The organism is Lacimicrobium alkaliphilum, assembly GCF_002591895.1.
Taxonomy (GTDB): domain Bacteria; phylum Pseudomonadota; class Gammaproteobacteria; order Enterobacterales; family Alteromonadaceae; genus Lacimicrobium; species Lacimicrobium alkaliphilum.
Window position 1 is genome coordinate 80,659 of sequence record NZ_NISX01000015.1, and the last position, 17,925, is coordinate 98,583.

General features: G+C 47.9%; 18 protein-coding genes. 6 read left to right on the forward strand and 12 right to left on the reverse strand.

Annotated elements, in window-relative coordinates:
- Window positions 1-4 precede the first annotated feature (4 nt).
- The 6 genes from astD (at window position 5) to CDA54_RS14460 (ending at window position 5,779) form a co-directional block, all read left to right on the forward strand.
- Window positions 5-1,474 carry a succinylglutamate-semialdehyde dehydrogenase gene (gene astD / locus CDA54_RS14435; RefSeq protein ID WP_099035732.1) on the forward strand — a complete coding sequence of 490 codons (1,470 nt, stop codon included), beginning with the start codon at window positions 5-7 and terminating at the stop codon, window positions 1,472-1,474.
- Between the two features lie 243 nt (window positions 1,475-1,717).
- Window positions 1,718-2,515, forward strand: coding sequence for a DUF1338 domain-containing protein (locus tag CDA54_RS14440; RefSeq protein WP_099035733.1), 798 nt, complete (start codon window positions 1,718-1,720; stop codon window positions 2,513-2,515).
- Between the two features lie 519 nt (window positions 2,516-3,034).
- Window positions 3,035-3,538: an RNA polymerase sigma factor gene (locus CDA54_RS14445; protein ID WP_099035734.1), complete on the forward strand. Its 504-nt coding sequence runs from the start codon at window positions 3,035-3,037 to the stop codon at window positions 3,536-3,538.
- Window positions 3,539-3,540: 2 nt separating this feature from the next.
- Window positions 3,541-3,918, forward strand: a complete 378-nt coding sequence (locus tag CDA54_RS14450; protein ID WP_099035735.1) for a DUF6768 family protein — start codon at window positions 3,541-3,543, stop codon at window positions 3,916-3,918.
- 78 nt (window positions 3,919-3,996) lie between these two features.
- Window positions 3,997-5,007, forward strand: a complete 1,011-nt coding sequence (locus tag CDA54_RS14455; protein ID WP_099035736.1) for a sensor histidine kinase — start codon at window positions 3,997-3,999, stop codon at window positions 5,005-5,007.
- Window positions 5,008-5,026: 19 nt separating this feature from the next.
- Window positions 5,027-5,779, forward strand: coding sequence for a LytR/AlgR family response regulator transcription factor (locus CDA54_RS14460; protein ID WP_099035737.1), 753 nt, complete (start codon window positions 5,027-5,029; stop codon window positions 5,777-5,779).
- On the opposite strand, the gene CDA54_RS14465 is transcribed toward CDA54_RS14460, so the two are convergent.
- From CDA54_RS14465 to CDA54_RS14520, 12 genes are read right to left on the reverse strand one after another with little or no spacing between them, the layout of a single operon-like run.
- The gene (locus CDA54_RS14465; protein WP_180237231.1) at window positions 5,757-6,962 is read right to left on the reverse strand and encodes an aromatic ring-hydroxylating oxygenase subunit alpha; all 1,206 of its coding nucleotides are present in this window, start codon (window positions 6,960-6,962) and stop codon (window positions 5,757-5,759) included. The genes CDA54_RS14460 and CDA54_RS14465 overlap by 23 nt on opposite strands.
- 9 nt (window positions 6,963-6,971) lie before the next feature.
- The gene (locus CDA54_RS14470; protein ID WP_099035739.1) at window positions 6,972-8,246 is read right to left on the reverse strand and encodes a hypothetical protein; all 1,275 of its coding nucleotides are present in this window, start codon (window positions 8,244-8,246) and stop codon (window positions 6,972-6,974) included.
- Window positions 8,246-8,992, reverse strand: coding sequence for an outer membrane lipoprotein-sorting protein (locus CDA54_RS14475; RefSeq protein ID WP_099035740.1), 747 nt, complete (start codon window positions 8,990-8,992; stop codon window positions 8,246-8,248). Before CDA54_RS14475 ends, CDA54_RS14470 begins: the two co-directional genes overlap by 1 nt.
- Window positions 8,985-10,208 (reverse strand): ABC transporter permease, encoded by a 1,224-nt coding sequence (locus tag CDA54_RS14480; protein WP_099035741.1) that lies wholly within the window; start codon window positions 10,206-10,208, stop codon window positions 8,985-8,987. The genes CDA54_RS14475 and CDA54_RS14480 overlap by 8 nt, the downstream gene beginning before the upstream one ends.
- Entirely contained in the window at window positions 10,205-10,891 is a 687-nt protein-coding gene (locus CDA54_RS14485) for an ABC transporter ATP-binding protein (protein WP_099035742.1), read from the reverse strand. Before CDA54_RS14485 ends, CDA54_RS14480 begins: the two co-directional genes overlap by 4 nt.
- 10 nt (window positions 10,892-10,901) lie before the next feature.
- A complete protein-coding gene (locus CDA54_RS14490) occupies window positions 10,902-11,321 on the reverse strand; it encodes a DUF2141 domain-containing protein (protein WP_180237232.1) in 420 nt (139 codons plus the stop codon).
- Window positions 11,321-12,424 (reverse strand): ABC transporter permease, encoded by a 1,104-nt coding sequence (locus CDA54_RS14495; RefSeq protein WP_099035744.1) that lies wholly within the window; start codon window positions 12,422-12,424, stop codon window positions 11,321-11,323. Before CDA54_RS14495 ends, CDA54_RS14490 begins: the two co-directional genes overlap by 1 nt.
- A 10-nt stretch (window positions 12,425-12,434) precedes the next feature.
- A complete protein-coding gene (locus CDA54_RS14500; protein ID WP_099035745.1) occupies window positions 12,435-13,325 on the reverse strand; it encodes an ATP-binding cassette domain-containing protein in 891 nt (296 codons plus the stop codon).
- Window position 13,326: 1 nt separating this feature from the next.
- Complete coding sequence (locus tag CDA54_RS14505) at window positions 13,327-14,694, reverse strand: hypothetical protein (protein WP_143452303.1); 1,368 nt, start codon at window positions 14,692-14,694, stop codon at window positions 13,327-13,329.
- Complete coding sequence (locus CDA54_RS14510; protein WP_099035747.1) at window positions 14,691-15,518, reverse strand: SagB/ThcOx family dehydrogenase; 828 nt, start codon at window positions 15,516-15,518, stop codon at window positions 14,691-14,693. Before CDA54_RS14510 ends, CDA54_RS14505 begins: the two co-directional genes overlap by 4 nt.
- Before the next feature lie 9 nt (window positions 15,519-15,527).
- Entirely contained in the window at window positions 15,528-16,844 is a 1,317-nt protein-coding gene (locus tag CDA54_RS14515) for a YcaO-like family protein (protein WP_099035748.1), read from the reverse strand.
- Window positions 16,845-16,858: 14 nt separating this feature from the next.
- Complete coding sequence (locus CDA54_RS14520) at window positions 16,859-17,815, reverse strand: hypothetical protein (protein WP_099035749.1); 957 nt, start codon at window positions 17,813-17,815, stop codon at window positions 16,859-16,861.
- Window positions 17,816-17,925 lie beyond the last annotated feature (110 nt).

Here is a 17,925-nt window from a genome sequence, read left to right on the forward strand (position 1 = left end):
TCCGATGACAAAAGCACAATTTATACAAGGTCAATGGCTGGCTGGCGAAGGTCACGACATGGCTTCGGTGGATCCGGCCAAAAAAGAACAAATCTGGCAGGCAAAGTCTGCCACACCAGATCAGGTGAATGCGGCTATCGCTGCTGCGCGAGTGGCATTTGTCGGCTGGGCTGAAAGCAGCTTAGAAGAGCGCCTGGCTGTTGCCAAACGCTTTGCCGAGTTGTTGGGTGAGCATAAAGACGAACTGGCACTGATCATCGCCCGTGAAACCGGTAAGCCGCTGTGGGAAACCGCCACAGAAGTGGGTGCTATGATCGGTAAAGTTGCGATTTCTGAGAAAGCCTATCATGAGCGCACCGGAACGGTAGAAAACCCGATGCCACTGGGTAAGGCTTTTATTCGTCACCGCCCTCATGGTGTGGTTGCCGTATTCGGGCCCTATAATTTCCCCGGCCATTTGCCTAACGGGCACATTGTGCCGGCATTGTTAGCCGGTAATACCGTAGTCTTCAAACCCAGTGAGCAAACACCGCTGGTGGCACAGAAAACCATCGAGTTGTGGGAAAAGGCCGGCTTGCCTGCCGGTGTGCTAAATCTGGTTCAGGGTGAACTGGAAACCGGAAAGGCGCTGGCCTCAAATCCTGATATCGACGGACTGTTCTTCACCGGCAGTTCACGAACCGGTAAATTATTACATGAACAGTTTGGTGGCCATCCGGGCAAGATCCTGGCGCTGGAGATGGGAGGCAATAACCCGCTGCTGGTTAAAGATGTGTCTGACATCGATGCCGCAGTACATGACATTGTTCAGTCTGCTTTTGTTACTTCGGGTCAGCGGTGCACCTGTGCCCGTCGTCTGTTTATTGAAAAGAGCAAGCAAGGCGATGAGATTCTGCAGCGTCTGATTGATGTGACCCGGAATATCGCGGTAGGTGACTATGATGCCGACCCTCAGCCCTTTATGGGGGCAATGATATCCTCTGCTGCGGCTAAGATGATGGTGGCGGCACAGCAACAATTACAGAGCCTTGGTGGCGAATCTCTGGTGGAAATGACCCATAAGGATACTGAGTCTGGCCTGGTCACTCCGGGGATTATCGATGTCACCGCAATGCTGGATAAAATGCCCGACGAAGAACATTTTGGCCCTCTTTTGAAAGTGATTCGATACAGCGATTTTGAACAGGCTATTGATGAGGCCAACAATACCGTATTTGGTTTATCTGCGGGCTTGTTGTCTGATGATGAACAATTGTATAGGCATTTTCTAGGACGTATTCGTGCGGGCATTGTTAACTGGAATCGCCCCATCACAGGTGCCAGCAGTGCCGCACCTTTCGGCGGTATCGGTGAAAGCGGCAACCACAGAGCCAGCGCATACTATGCTGCAGACTATTGTGCATACCCGGTGGCCTCTGTGGAGCTGGAAAAGAGTCAGTTACCCGCTACCCTTAATCCCGGACTTAAGTTCTGATTAACTAGATAGCGCTGTTTATTAACAGTTATGTAACAAAAAGGCAGCGAAAGCTGTCTTTTTTTATGCTAATTGTTAATAAAATGCGCATATTTAAGAGGAAGTGTATATTTTTCAGATCTGGCTGTTTTTTGTTCAATGCTCCTGTATAATACGGTTTATCTGACATCTGCTTGTTGAGTTTCTCTCGTTTAAGCAGATAAGTTACAGTTTCACTCGTTAAGTATAGGATGTTTTAATATTATGCATACCAGTATAGAAAGCCTGTTTTCTAACCTTTGGCACGATTATGTTGCCATGACACCCTCTGCTGAAAAAGTACATCAGCTGCTCGGCGACGGTGATGAATTGATCAATGATCATGTGGCTTTCCGTACCTTCAATCTGGAAAAGATTAATCTGGATAAGCTCGCGGCACATTTTCTGGCCCTGGGTTATGAAGAAAAAGGCCAGTATGATTTTGAGCAGAAGAAGCTCAAGGCCAGGCATTATGAGCATGCTGATGACACCAAACCGAAAGTCTTTATCAGTGAGTTACTGGTAGAAGAATTTTCAGAGCAGGTTCAGCAGATTATTCATAAAATGGTAGAAGCTATTCCTGCGGACGCGGTGAACAAAGAAGATTTTCTGTATTCCGGTACTCACTGGAACGTAAGCAGTAATGATTATGAAACCCTGTTGCAGGAGTCTGAATATGCCGCATGGGTCTCTGCCTGGGGATTCCGTGCTAATCACTTTACCGTGAGCCTGAACCATCTCAAGCATTACAATATGCTGGCTGAAGTGAACGAAAAACTCAAACAGGCGGGTTTTGAACTCAATACCTCGGGTGGCGAAATCAAAGGCGGCCCTGAAGTACATCTGGCCCAGTCGTCTACTATGGCCGACAGGATGACAGTAAAGTTCAGCGATAAAGCGCTGACCATACCAAGCTGTTTCTATGAATTTGCCGAGCGCTTCCCGTTGCCCGACGGTAAGCTCTATAGTGGATTCGTAGCAGCCTCTGCTGACAAAATCTTCGAAAGTACTAACGCCAAGTAAAATCCCGAAGACGGTAAGACTTTAAAAAGCCCGCTGTTATGCTGATAACAGCGGGCTTTTTATTATTTGATCCGATTGATACAAATTTGCTTGCCGGGTGTCGCCCTGAGTAGCCCGTGATGTAGCGAAGCAGAATCCGGGGGCAGAACCCTCTGATATCCCGTAATCCAGCCGCCTCCCTCGTCATCCTGACGAAAGTCAGGATCTCTATGGGGTTAGCACCAAAGCCTGTATATGATCCCGCCAAGGCGCAGAGAATAAAACACCTTATCACTCTGCGCCCCTGCGTCTCTGCGAGAGAATGAGATAAGAGCACTTTGGCTCCTCCGGGCTACGGATCTTGTAACCCTTTTATATCTCTGTGTTCTTCCTGCCTCTCTGGTGAAATGATCTTTTCGTGGTTTTCACTATCGACAGTCCCTGTGAATGTTATGGCGATTCTGCGGATTTTTTGCGAACCCTTTGTCGACCTCGTCCGTCCTTGTAGTAGATTAAGTAAAAATCCCAAAGGCAGTAAATATGGAGAAGGCGCAGATCGCCCTGTGGGTGGTGGAGGCACAGCAAGGTGACAACGCCAGTTTAGATGCCCTGTACCGACATTTTCAGCCATTGTTGTTCAGCTATGCCTATAAGTCCTGCCACGACAATGCGCTGGCAGCGGATGCGGTACACAATGCCTGGCTGAAAGTCATGCATGGACTAAAAAAGTTACAGCAGCCCCATGCGTTTCGCAGTTGGCTCTACCGTGCCGTTCGCTGGCAATTGGTCGATCAGGGGCGACGTGTTCAGCATCAGTCTTTAGATGATGACCAACTGATCACAACTCCCGGGGATCCGGAGATGGACTTACTCAGAATGGTAAACCAGCTACCTGGTGGCGAGCGTGAAGTTATAGAACTGTTCTACCTGCACGAATTAAGTATTGAAGAGGTCAGTGACATCTTGCAACTGGCATCCGGCACTATCAAATCAAGATTATTTTGTGCCCGACAAACCCTTAAACAAGCTTACAGTGGAGACTAGTTATGGACTTTGATAAAAAATTGCGTCAGCAGTTGCAGCAGGAAAGCAAACAACTGGAACAGAAAATGGCCCAGCAGCCCGGTCTGTTTGAGATGTTGGGTCAGGCTTATAGCAGCAAGATGAAAGGCTGGATGTACCTTGTTGGTGCCGTGGCATTGTTACTCTCGGCACTGATGCTGTGGTCCGGGTATCAGTTTTTCTTTGTCAGCACGGACGCCGGGCTGGCTCATAAACTCCATTTTGGGGTGTTGTTATTGCTCAGCACTATGGTGCAGATTGCTCTGAAAATGTGGGGCTTTCATGAAATGCATCGGCAGTCGCTGTTACGTGAGATAAAACGACTGGAACTGATGATCGAGCGGCTTGGTCAACAAGGCTGAAGGAGTGCGTTGTCGATGGGCTGAAATGGCGTTAGAGTAGAAACCACCAAGTAATTAATACTGTGGCCGGGGGGTTAAATGGACTTAAAGTATAATAAGCAGTATTCGGGTTACTACCCTTTTACTTTTCTACTGGCGTTTACCATCGTTATTACTACTTCACTATTGTTTTGGGAAAGTAGTTCGAGCTGGTCTCATTTTGTTCTCGCCTCATTGAGTTGGTTTTTGTTGTTTTTTCTTATGCCATTATGGGTGGCTGGTTATGTTATCTTTTATTTACGAAAAAAAGGTATCAGTTATACCGTTGTTGAATTCTTTTTAATATGGTCGGTTTTCCTCCTGGGCGCAGTAGTAAAGGAAAAGGTAGATGGCTTTTATGGATTGTCTCACCCTTCTTCACTCTTAAAGATCATCTCTTTAACCTTTTCCTGGTCGGTTATATTCTACGCAATGGAACGAGTGTATTATACTGGTAAGTTGCTTATTTCCAGTAAGGTAAAAACCATAAAAGCCGAAGCGGAGGCGAAAAGATATCAGCTTAACCCTCATATGTTATTCAATTCATTGAATACAATTTCTTCTTTGATTTATACCGATCCAAAAAAGGCTGATAGTGTCCTTCATCAGTTAGCTGATTTATTGCGTTATTCGCTGGATGTTTCATCACACAAGTTTGTTCCACTCTCGATTGAGATTGATGTTGTTAAGAAGTATTTTGAAATAGAGCAAGCAAGATTCGAAGATAAATTGAAGATTGATTTTTCAATTGATGATGAGTGTTACAATATACTTATCCCACCGCTGATAATTCAGTCTCTGGTAGAGAACTCAATAAAGCATAACAGCATATCTAATTCATTATTAATTCACGTCGTGGTTTATAGTAAAGCCGGAAGGGCAATCATTGAAGTGGCTGATGACGGTGTCGGATTCGGTGCGCAACTCCAGGGTGAGAAAAGATTTATGGGAACAGGCCTTGAGAATATTGAGTCACAGGTGACATTGCTCAAGAATGCCAATATTGAGTTTTCAAATTATTCTGATGAAATGGGCTATGGTGCCAGCGTAGTTATATCTTTTGCGATCTAATTTTCACGGAAATCCTAGTATGCGAGATAATAATTCTGTGTTGAAGGCCTACATTGTCGATGATGAAAAGCCAGCAATCACCAAACTGGAAATGCAATTGTCGCCGCTGGACAGGGTCAGCGTTGTGGGGGCATCCCAATCACCCTCTAGTGCCATAAAAGAAATAAAAAAGTTACAACCCGATGTGGTTTTTTTAGACATAAATATGGCTGAGCTGAATGGTTTTGATATTATCCCTTTTCTCCCCCAGCAGACCTATGTTGTTTTTACTACAGCAAGTGAGAAACATGCAATTCAGGCGTTTGAAAAGTCAGCGGTCGACTACTTACTGAAGCCTTTTAATACCGATAGACTGATAAAGGCCATTGATAAAGTTGAATATGCGAAAAGTGGTGCTCAGGAAAAAGACCAGCAGAATGAACTGGTTGCAGAGTACAGTCAGGATAAATTGATTTCAAAACAGGGAGATCGGATTTTTTTTGTCAGGCTTGAAGAGATTTACTATTTTAAATCGACTCAGGGTACCGTTTACGGTCATACCGAGAACAAAGCGTATCCATTTTCCACCAGCCTGGAAAAACTGCAGGCTGAACTTAACCCACAGGATTTTTTGCGATTTCACAGAAGTTTCCTGATTAATGTCAACCATATCAAGGAAGTGCAGCGTTGGTTTGGTGGAAAGCTGCTGGTGATCATGGCCGATAGCAATCTGACCGAAATCTCTAGCAGCCGGGATGGTGCAAAAATCCTTAAACGCCAGTTTCATTTATAGAATGTTGGAAATGTGCTTGATACCACTTGCAGAATGAGGCCGAGTCCGTTTCCATGTGGGTATAGTAACCAGGTCTGGCAGCAAAACTGTCAGTCTGTTCCTGAACAAGCTCACACAGTTTACAATCTTGCTCTATTGTTGCCTCCCAAAGCCAGCATAAGTCAGCAACGGCATCCGCATCAGGTATTTCCCGTGCCATCCAGGTAACATCTATTTGTGTAGACTGGCTGTTGATGGGAGTAAAGTTAAACAGCACGGCATGATCTGAATATAGTGAAAAGTGCACAAAGGGGCCGAGAGATCCGTATAAAAAACCCTGATCGGACGCCTTTTGCTCGCCCATTAGGGGGGCAGCCAGTTTGCCATCTCGCGTACCGGTTTCTGTGCTGCCAGAAAGTGGCACTGCATTCACCACATGGTAACTAAGCGCCTCGCTATTGATGAATTGTGGTGGAGGAATCGGGTGACCCAGTTCCGATGCGCGGTTGAAGTAGTTTCGTTGCAATTGCATGAATTGGCCTAACTGCTGATCCTCAAGTAACGCCACGTGCTTCTCAACTTCAGATAGCTGCGGGTGACAAGGCGAGCAGTGATAACATTCCAGAAAGTTCTCGGTAACAATTTTCCAGTTGGCTTTACACGTTATGCTTTTGGTGTTGATAATTCTTGCATCAGGCAGACCATAGAAACTCCAGTAAGGGCTGAGTGCGTCGACTTCAGGAACGTCAGATGTAACGCCTTGTTCGTAGCCCTTGAGTTTTAACAGTATCAAGCCCGACACGTCTATTGTTGTGAATGAGGGCAGGCAGAGTTTGTTTTCAAGCTGAGGCATTTGCCCCCGGGTTGAAATCAGCAGGCCCTGAGCATCGTATTTCCAGGCGTGATATGGACAGGTGATAACCGGCAGGTTGCCGCTAAGAGCATGCGTGAGCGTGGCCCCCCGATGCAGGCATCGGTTTGAAAATGCTTTTATCTCACCACAATCTTGAAGTCGTAGGATAATATCGGTGTTCAACAGGTTGATACGTTTGAAATCACCTGTTTGTGAAAATTCACTGCGGTGAGCGACAAAAAACCACTGATTTGCCAGCACCTCGCTGCGTTCCTTAAGAAACACATTTTCATTACTGTAATACCAGGGCGGTAAGGTTCGTTGCAGGTTGGTAAGGGCTTCAGGCATCATCATACTTCCTTAATTGAACAGGTATCTGAGGGTAAACTGAAATGAAGAGTCAACAGGCGTGATGCCAAATTCATCGTGTTGCCCGCCGAGAAACGTTTGCGCACTGAGCGAAATCGTCAGCGCCGTTGAGAGCGTTTTTTGCAGAGTAATGCCAACCAGAGCACTTTTGTCCTCAAGGGCCGTACGGGTATAGAGTGACGCATCTGCATAGTCGGTTTCTGTTTTAAGATAGGCAAACACGTATGTTTCCCGAGCGCCATGGGTTGATAATGTCTGACTGTCGAAAAACAGATTCCTGGCAATCAGCTCTCGTACTTCAGGCGTCGTTTCTGAAATCAGCAACTGGTTATGAAAAGCGATCAAATCAGACAATCTTCTCCACATCAACGTATCCAGTCCCCGTTCATCGTGAGTAAGCTCAAGGGTTAAGTCCAGATGTCTGAAGGCAAAGGTAGAACCCAGCACGCCCCGCCAGTATGGTGTATCTGATTGCTTACGATGATGAGAAAAAGGATAAAACGCTGCCAGCTGTGGTTGCCTGGAGTCCAACATCAGATTCTGGGGTCTGCGTGTTCCTTGTCGATAAAAGGCGGACACATAGGTCACCATATAGTCTGTAGGTGAAAAGGTGGCGCTAAATCCGGCTCCCATATTTTGCCCGGCAGGCTTTTGCAGCACCAACGACCAATCACTGGAGGCGGACTGATACTGAAAACGGCCGCCCCATTGCTCTACTCCGCTGTTAAAGCCATCATAGGCGGACCATTTGTCATCACTGTACACCACTGTTGCACTCCAGGAGGGGCGTAAATAGGTTGCGGCGATCAGGGGCAAGCCGCTGGAACGACTCTGAACATCGGTTAAATCAAACAGGTTTTCACTGTCCTGAAAAAATCCCAGAGGTTGAAATGAGGTTGCCATATCCCAGCCTAACTGGGTTTTTCCGGCGTTCACTACCCAACGCTGCTGAATAAACGTACTGAATGAAGCTTCCTGTAACGTTGCATCAAAACGTTGTTCTGGTTCGCCACTGTCATACTCCAGCCTCATGCGATAACTAAAGGATGTGAGGTCCCCCACTGAAAGCTGATCGGACAGGATTAACGCGGTTTCATGAGTGGGAGAGGGAATCGTTGAGAATTTCCCTGGATTTAACAGCGTTTCCCGCTCATTCACCACAGAACTCACCTGTATTATCTCTGCTACCTGGGCACTCGCTGATGTAATTTCCACAAATAACAGGGCCGATAACAGGGTGTATCGTTTGATGACTAATGTTTGCATCACTTCGCCGTCAGCTCTAGGTATGGCTTGGTAAAAGCAACAGCAGGCACGGAAATCTCTTCAAAGTCGGAAGATTGTACAATGGTGGCAGAATGCTTATTGTCGGGTGAGTACAATTTCCATTCGTGAATCACCGGAATGCCTTGTTCAACACTTACCTCGGTGAAATCTGCGGTTTTAAGGTGCTTGCCTGAAGCGGCAAAGAACTTGGCTTGCTGAGGCAAATTGTTGGCCCGGTTGAGGGTCAGCACAACGGCTTGATAAGTGGCTGCAGGATGCTTGCTGCTCAGTGACAGAGTAGTAAGCTCATCGTCCTGTTCCAGTGACGTGGGGGCGTAATCGGCAGAGAAACGTATTCTGGCGATGTCACCAATGCTGGCATCACCAAAGAGTGTCTGCACCGCTGGAATCTTTATCGCCCTGCGTGTGCGATTGGAAAAAAACCAGGTTTCATCTTCAGTGGCTAACACTTTTTGGCCGCGTTGGTGTTTATCTAAGAAGTACAGTACTGAACGACTTTTACCGTCATCGACGAGACGATAGGAGAACGATGTCTGATCGGTTTGCTTGATGATTTTGAGTCTGACCTGAAAAGGGGATTTGGCTGCCCGCCCTTGATCAATATACTCAAGAATACGCTGCGCTTGGCTCAAAGACACCGATGTTTGATCGGTCGTATTGGCGATTACGGCCTGGCTAAAAACCAGGCTGATAAGCCACGCTGATTTGAAAATGCGTTTAACCATTGATGGCCTCCACAAGTTGTAATTTATTGATTCTGTTAGTAGCGAATGCGGCTGCAATCACACAAAGAAGAATGACGCCAGCCCATAACAGCAGACTCGGTCCGACATCGAACAACACCATCAGCGTATAACCTTCAGAGCGTCCCGGAGGGGGCGGCATAGTGATGGATGCGAGGTTAATGAGTTCACAGACAGCGACACTCAGTACTAGGCCAATGGCCCCGGCACTAATTCCAAGCAATGCGCTTTCAAACAGGTAACTGATTCTAATACCGGCTTCGGGCAGACCCATGCTGGACATGGTGGCCAGCTCCTGTTTGCGGTCAAACAGATTCATCAGCATGGCGTTGCCTGTGGTGAGTGCCACTACCATACCGATGATGATCCCAAAAACGATGAACTGGCGACTATACAGTGCCACCATTTGTTCGTAAAAAGGCGATAGCTGCTGCCAGGTTCTGACAGCTAATTGAGGAAAATCAGCGGTAAGCGCAGCCTGCACGTCTGGTATTGCATGCGGCTCTTGCAGAAACAAAACAAATTTAGACACCTTGTTGGTTAACAGCAGTGATTGGGCCAATTCTAAAGGTGCGTAAAGCTGCATTTTATCAATATCAGGATTGCCCGAACTGGAAATGCCGGAGACCGTGGCATCAACGGCATTAATACCACCATGTACTGTCACCGCCATCAGGGTAATATCATCACCGGGACTGACGCCGAGCAGACGCGCCAACTCGCTGCCAATGACCACATAATAGACCTGTTCAGGGGTAAGGTATTCAAGCCCCTGACCTTCAACTGTACTGACAAAAGACTGTGACAACTGGCGTTCCAGCTTTGCCTTTACGGCATCACCAATAAAGACCAGACTGGTGTCGCCATGACTGATCAGGCCCTGGAAGCGGATTCTCGGCATCGCCAGTTTTATATCCGGGTGTTCATCACTGAATTTCTCGATCCTGCGGGTCAGTTCCGGAGCAAGACCGTGCTCCAGGGTTGACTCTTCATGACCATCAAACCAGTCAGAAGAGGCAATTTGTAAATGGCCCACCCCTCCGCGAATGGTGCCTTCTTTTACCAGCATAAAAGTGGCACTGATATAGGCCAGACCAATTGCACAGGCGACCGTTCCGACAACGATAATAAGCAGCGTGAAATAGGATTTGCGTGTGTTACGAATAAAATTACGCCACGCCAATGTAAGCCAAATCATGATAATAATACTCCATCGGTTAGCGTGACCTCTCTGTCCATGTTTTTGATCAGTCTTGGGTCGTGGGTTGAAACCAGGAAGGTTGTACCGATTTCATGGGACAAATTACGCATCAGGCTAATGATCTCGGTGGCGCTGCCGGTATCGAGATTCGCTGTCGGTTCGTCGGCCATGACCAGCTTTGGTTTATGCACCAGTGCCCTGGCTATACCAACCCGTTGTTGTTGCCCACCAGAGAGTTCTTTTGGGTAGTGGTAAGCACGGTTAAGCAGCCCCACCTGCTGTAGCATCGCTAATGCCTGGTTGCGTATTTGGTCTTTACTGAGGGGATGGCCATACAGAGACAACTCGACATTCTCAACCGCATTTAAGACCGGCAAAAGATTGAAGTTCTGGAAGATAAAGCCCAGATATTTGCGTCGCAGTGCCTGGCGCTCCTTTCGTTTCAGCACTTCACTGCGCTGGCCGAAAAGCTCGATCGTGCCCGTGCTGGGTTGGTCGAGTAAACCAATCAGGTTTAACAGGGTACTCTTGCCACTGCCGGAGGGGCCGCTGGCAGCGATCAACTGCCCCGGGTTCAAGGTAAGATCTACTCGTTTTAACGCGTCAACAGGGATTTCCCCTTTTCGATAACGCTTGCTTACCTGACGACATACAACAATTGCTTGACTACTACTGCTCATCCCTGATTCCTTAAAAGACACTGATTTGAATCTGAACTGACTCACCGGCCGTGACCTCAAAACTGGCCTCCTGAAACTGTGGTGGGCCATTCTTCGCGGCGACGTTATTACTGACTCCGGTGGGCTCCTTGGGGATCCCAAATAAACTGGTATCAAGCTCACCATTGTCATTTTTGTCATAGAAAACCGAAATCGCGTAGGTGCCATCCCCAACATCATTGAACGTCAGTTTTTGCTGAGAATGCTGCACCTTGCGCACAATTTCGAAGTGACAACGGCCATTCATAAAGTTGTTTTGCTGGCAGAGGCTGGCATAGATCTTTCCTTCATTGGCGATCAGGTTGTCTATGTTGACATTGATATTCCCGGCATATACTGCGCTGCACATCTGCAGTGCCGATATCAAGACAAGGGTTTTGAAAGTACGCATTAGACGGTTCTCCATTGAAAGGATTTTGAGGAAATCATCAGGCTTACCAGGCTGATTCCAATGAGTGTGGCTACGGTAGGTCCTATTGCGCTGATAACAAACTCAGGCTGGGTTACCGAGCGCATCGCATTAACAAACAGGTAAACGGGTGACAATTCGGCGATATTCCTGATAAAAGCCGGCATTGCGGCAACCGGTATGAAAAGGTCGGAAAGAAAAATAATCGGAAGATTTACAATGTTGATAATGGCGACCGCGGTTGACCCCTTTTTGATTAGACTGACGAGTAACAGCCCCACGCTGAGAAAGGCAATAGTTCCCAGCACTAACAATAAAGCAAAACCAAACACACTCTGTCCCGTGATACTGATTCCGGTCTGTAACGCGGCATTGGCGAGGTAGAAGAACGCAATGCAAAATAGCGCCAGCACCAGGGTGCGGGACAACACAAAACTGGCGATAAAGTGCCTTTTCTGCATAGGGAATATCTGAAACATCTTTAATGCACCGTTCTGGCGCATCTCAACCAATACCGTTGTGAAGCCAAACATGGCAGTGGAGACCACGGTTAGTGCAGTGAGACCGCTGACCAGAAATGCGTTGTAGTTGCTACTGTTGTTGGCGTTGCTATCGGCGTAGACATAATCCATTGCGAACTGCTGCCTGGCACCCGTTTTTATCCGGTTGAACGTCTCGGTTAACTCGCCGAGCAGAGACAGCATCCCTCCAACATTGGCGTCGACTTCACCGGTGACGGCTACTCGTACTGAAGAGGCTGTATTGGCACGCCCAAACTCAGCAGGAAAGGACAGCCTGATCGGAGCGGTCTGCTTAGTGTTGGGGTTTTCAAGCCAAATCGCCTGTATATCCAGGCCGGGCAGCATTGCAACCCTGTCGTGCAACGCCTCGATATATTCGTCGACAATGGGATTAGGTTGGGCACTGGCAATTTCAATGCGGGCGGTATAGGCATTGCTTCCCCCAAAAACCAGTGACAGCAGAATCAACAGTGCTACCGGATAAACAAATGTCCAGAAAATCGCCCCCCAGTTTCTCAGGTAGGCTTTGATTTCGATCCAGGTTAATACTGAAATAATAGACATGACTGACTCCTTAGTGTTTTGTAAGACCGTTTGCAGAAACCAGTTCCAGGAAATCCTCGGCACTGGTTTTACTTAAACTGAATGTCGGGAAGGAATACTCAGCTGCAAGCTCCAGCATTGGCTGACGTAAAGATTCATCACCATAAATAACGGCCTCGTGGCTGGCGGGATGTCTTACATCACGAAAGCCGGCAAGGCGTGACAGAGCGCTGAGTTGTTCATCAATATCAAAATGTGGCTGGTAACAAATATGTACCTTGAAAGAACCCAGGTGTTTATTGAGCATCAGCTCTGTGGTGGTAAAATCCTGTACTTTGCCGTCTTCAATCCACAGAATATGCGACGCGTTCTCAACCTCCGAAGGGGTATGGGAGGCCATGACAATAGTAATATCCGGATTGTCCTGGTAGTGACTGATAACGTGCAGAAACTGTTCGTAGAAGTGTTTGTCCAGACCGGTTCCCGGTTCATCAAGGATGAGCGTGCTGGGCTTGTGAGCTAATGCAACGTAAAGATCCACCCGTTGTTTCTGTCCCCGTGACAAACGACCGTATTTTTTATGGGCAAGGTCTTTAAGCATGAAGCTGTCATACAGATCGCAGTCCCCCTGGCGATAGAGCGTTGAATGCAACTTGACAACATCACTGACCAATATTTCCGGATTGTAGGTGGCATTTTGCAGCTGTACACCGAGTTTACGCTTATCACAATGCAAACTAATTTTTCCTCCTGCGGTCTTTCGCAGGCCCAGAATGCTCTCCAATAGCGTTGTTTTGCCGGAGCCATTACCGCCAACCAATGCAATCTGGCAGCCTTTAAACAGACTCAGTTCAGGAATGTCCAGCAAGGTGTCGTTACTGTGCGTGACTACAAGTTGTTGGATTGTCATCAGCTTTTCCATTTTATGCCTCCTCTTGATAGCGAGCGATCAACAGGCGAATGCACTGGCCAAATTCAGTGTCTTCAGACGCTTTAGTGAAGAAGCTTTTCGCCAGATTTTTATCGCCACCTTGTGCTTCAGGTGTGTCATGCAGACTCTTGGCTTTCATCAGATTCAGCTCGCCATCATTGGGGTAGCAATGCAGGCCTTGATCAAAACGTTGATTAATCTGTGTTGCCAGTTCCTGGATTTCGATATAAGACGCTGCGGTGCTCATTTTTAAGCACGCAATAATGATGGTAATACTGAAGGTTGTGGCGTCTTCATTATCTTGCTGCTCAAGATAGCGTGCTGCCAGGGCAAGCACTGTGGCTCTGTCCTGATCAGTGCTGTTCTGGCAATAACAGGTGCGGCTAAACAAGCCTCTGATTAGAGCGAGCTGCTGTGGCAAAGTCAGCGTGTTGGCGCGCTGCATCAGTGTATTAACGTGATCATCTATCTCGTTCAGCCTGCCACTGAAGTAATACTCGTTCAGCAATTTGGCGGCCTGTTCCACACAACGATCAGCATGGCGAGAATGGGTCACGTCAGACCTATCAAGTTGGCTGATCTCGACGCCGAAGAAGCTTTCGATCGCTTTATGTACAGAGGTGTTGGCGGTAACCAAGTGATAATCACAGTAAAACTGATACACCATGCTGGTACTGGTCTGCCGGGCCAGCCAGTGAATTAGCGCGGCACCTTGCTGATAGCAATGATTAACCTTTTGTGGGGGTAAATCCTGAAATGCGGAAATCCCCGTGTTCTGCAGCAAGGATAAGATTTCAATGGCCGACAATTCAGTCACGCCAGGCTGATCCGCGATTTCACTTTCAGCATAATGAGCAAGGGATTCATCCAGAAAATGGTGCCCTGTTGCGGCAATCGCATGGGTTAGTTCGTGGGTGAGAATATGGCGCTGAAAATGTGTCGGATGTGCGAATAACACACCGACGCCATTGATGATCCTGACCATATAAGGGGGCAAGTCAGGCTGTTCAAGAAGTGCCACTAATATTAGCGGTTGCTCTGCCTGAAAGTGAGCCGAGGTTTGCTCAGCACATTGTTTAAGTAGTGCCAATTGGTCAGCGTCAAGTTTTATGGCCTCGCCTGTCAGCCAGAAACCTTCACTCTGGTGACAGCCACAGATCCCCTGAGCCACCTCTGACAATAGTGCAGTAGCTTCTCCACCACCAACAACAGGAATAATCCGTTTCAGTGCACTGAGACTGTTGTGATACTCACCACGACTGGCGTTGCCGCATATTTCCATGAGCACGTCTGCAATGGCCAGCCCTGGTTGGGGCGTCATTGGCGGTGGAGTTAAAGTCTGGGTTGGCTGGGAGATCATGATTTGTCTCCCAACCACAGGAAGTTGGTGACCACTTCCTCGACGCCATCAATACCGATCAGATCATGAATTTCATCATCGTAGTAGCTACCCCAGAACAGATTGCCAATCCCTGCGGCTGTCGCTGCAAGTGACAAATGTTGCCCCACGATCCCTGATTCAATCAGCGCAAAACGGTAGCCGAGCGATTCATACTTGACCGTACTGCGCGGCAGGACAGCCGTCATTACGATGGCGTATGAAGCAAGGTTAGTACAGATATTGTCGTGATCACCGAGCATCAATCGCAGTGACTCTTTACTTGGCAAACTGCTGACCCGGGCAAGGTTTTGCAAATCAAAATCATAGTGGTATACGCCCTGCTCAATATCATCACTGTTAATCGCAAGGACGTAGACCTCGACCGGATAAAGGCCACCTGGACTGGGGTAGGAACGCATGGCCATAGGGACTTCTTCGAACTCCGCAGAAAAGCCCCGACGTGTTACCCGCAACGCGTTAAGAATATTGGCGAGCGATTGAGCACCGATGTCTTTACCACTAAAACTGCGGCAGGAGCTGCGATTCTGAAAGACGTCGTCCAACGCCATCTCTAAATGTTGTGGTTGCGGAAGTTCGGTAATCGGGCAAGTCTGGTACAACTTCTTATTGCGGCTGGCCTCCAATACACAGCGAGGGTCATACAAATATGCACCAATTCGAAGGTCGCGCTTGAGGGCGGTTGAATACATGACCTTCGATGACTCGTGAAAGAGTTCAAGCAGGCCGGATTCAGCAGGCTCAAGGCCAATGTTTGTCATATGTTGTTGATATTCTGAGTTCATAATTGTTTCCTATGGAAACGCATGCAGCGTCGTATTGAATTTTTCCGGAGACGGGTACCCCATGTTTTCTGTGAACTGGCGCAAGCGCCTGGGATCCAGGTGTTGGTTTCCATGACCGCAATACAGAGGTTGCAGACCGGGGATCACGACTTTCACCACAGTGAAACCCAGTGACGCGATATCATCAGTGGTCAGATCGACGGCAAACACTTCGTATCCGTGGGTCTTTAATACGTCAACCATACTCTGCAGCTCGGCTTTATCTGCAAAGCCGTCACTGAGAAAGTCCCCGGCGCTGACGTCAAAAGGAACGGCCGGTTTCAGATTTGTCATAAATTGCAGGTCTTTATGGCGTGTAGGGTCCAGATAGTAAGCAACATGATCTGCAAATGAGCGGACCTGTTCCGGATTGTCTAAAGGCTCCTGCCAGCGGTTGATGTCCAGCACCCAGTTAAAGGTATGGAAAGATTCCACTACCGCTTTTTCCAGTGCTAGCCCCGCTTTTGAATGGCAGCTGGTGCCTGTTGAAAAGCCGAATTTGTCACCGGATTTGAGGACCGACATCACAGCTGGAAAGCCAAATTCTGAGGTGATATTACTGATGCTGTAGTCAATGTTTGGTTGACTAAGAGCGCGTTGGAAATTCTTAGGCAACGTATCCCAGATCGCCGTCAGATCAATCTCTGGCGCAGAAATCCCATTAAGGAAATGACACGAGAATGCATCTCTTTCCAGAATCTCCCTGATCCCGGAGCAAATCGCTGCTGTCATCGTTGGGCCGGCGGCAAGTCCAGTACTGTAGCCATTATCCAATGCTTCGTGTGGATATTGAGAGATGTAATTCAGGTAAGCAAAGCGTGCCGGAATATGGGCTTCTGTTCCCTTGCTAAGGTTATATCCTTTCACCCAGCCATAAGGGTTCTCTTCTGAAAACCTTGTATATGGAAAATTATCCGAGGCATACTGCCAGTCGGCAAACAGGATCATATCTCTGGGATCGAGCTTTTCTCCCTCAAGTTCGTTAAAGGTGGCGTAGTAAAGGTTATCGGTATCAACAACCGAACTGGCGTACCGTTCCACTGCCTCACCCAGGGTTGACCAAAGCGCTGACTCTCGGTCCAGGCCGGCACCTGATGCTTGCCGATTGTCATTTTCACCAAGCGACAGATGGCGGGTATGTTCAGATACCCTGATCGGATCCTGGTACTCTGCCACGGCCACATAAATATCGGGTTCCGTGGCCTGAATCTGAACTTCGCTCACATAGGTTAACAAACCGAAGTTGGGCGCAACGACCCGGGACAATGTTTCATTTAGCTGGTCCATGTTCCACTCCTCTGTTAGCTGTTAAGGTCGCGAATGGCGCGAATCGGATCAGAGGTTTTCTTACGCCCACAGACATCGCAGCGCGGTACCTTCAATACTTCACCCACTTTCTTCTCAGCCTTTATGACGTCCCAGGATTCAACTTCATTTGGCTTGATGAGGTGGAACATGCCGCAGCCGACGATGGACAGATAGCGGCTGACCGCAAATCCGATTAGATTTTTCATAGGCGTGTCGAGCTTGGGGATATGACTGCGCTGAATGGTGCCGGTCAGTCCGCCATCTAATTCAGCCAGGTAGTTGGTGGACGCTCTGCGCCGAATAGTGAGACACTCATAACAGGCTGATTCACCAGGGATATAAAGAGGCCCGATGGTGAACATATCGTCGGCCCACTGGACGGGTAGCATTGCCACTTTGTCCTTTACCGCTTGCTTGTTCTGTTCACGAAGTAACTTCTGATCACCGGTTGTGGTGCACACAATACGAAGTGAACGGGTGTCGCTCTCCGGGGTTTGTGAAATTAAATAGGTTTCTACTTCTGCAGCGGTGCTGGCGACTACCGTTTTAATGTCCCCCTCTCCTACGACCTCAAGCTGATTGAAGTAAGGGAAAGCAAGACCAGATCGCAATGCTTTGCTGGCATTAATATTAAAATCAATCACATTTTTGAAGACACCAGGTAAAGGGGACTGGTGAGACTGATTGGTTTCAACAATGATCGAGTACTCGTTCAGAGTGCTCAATGCCGAGTCGACGATTTCCCGATCTATTTTCTGGCTTTGTGCCCACGTAACAGTGGCTTCATAGCTGTGCGGCTGGCTTAATTTTTCAAGGATCAGGCGTACTTCATTGGCACGTTCTTCAAGAGTAATATTCTGGCCGTCAGGCACACGTATTTGTAAATGTTCATTATCGAACTGAAGCCATGAAATGGCAGGGTGGACAATTAATTGGTTTTCTTCACGCATGGTAACTCTCCGGTTTGGCAGTAGAATGAGAGCTATCGAATGATAGCTCTCGCTCAGCAACTACTTTATTTGAGCTGCTGTTGGCAGCAGCAACAGCAAGTCGATGAAGT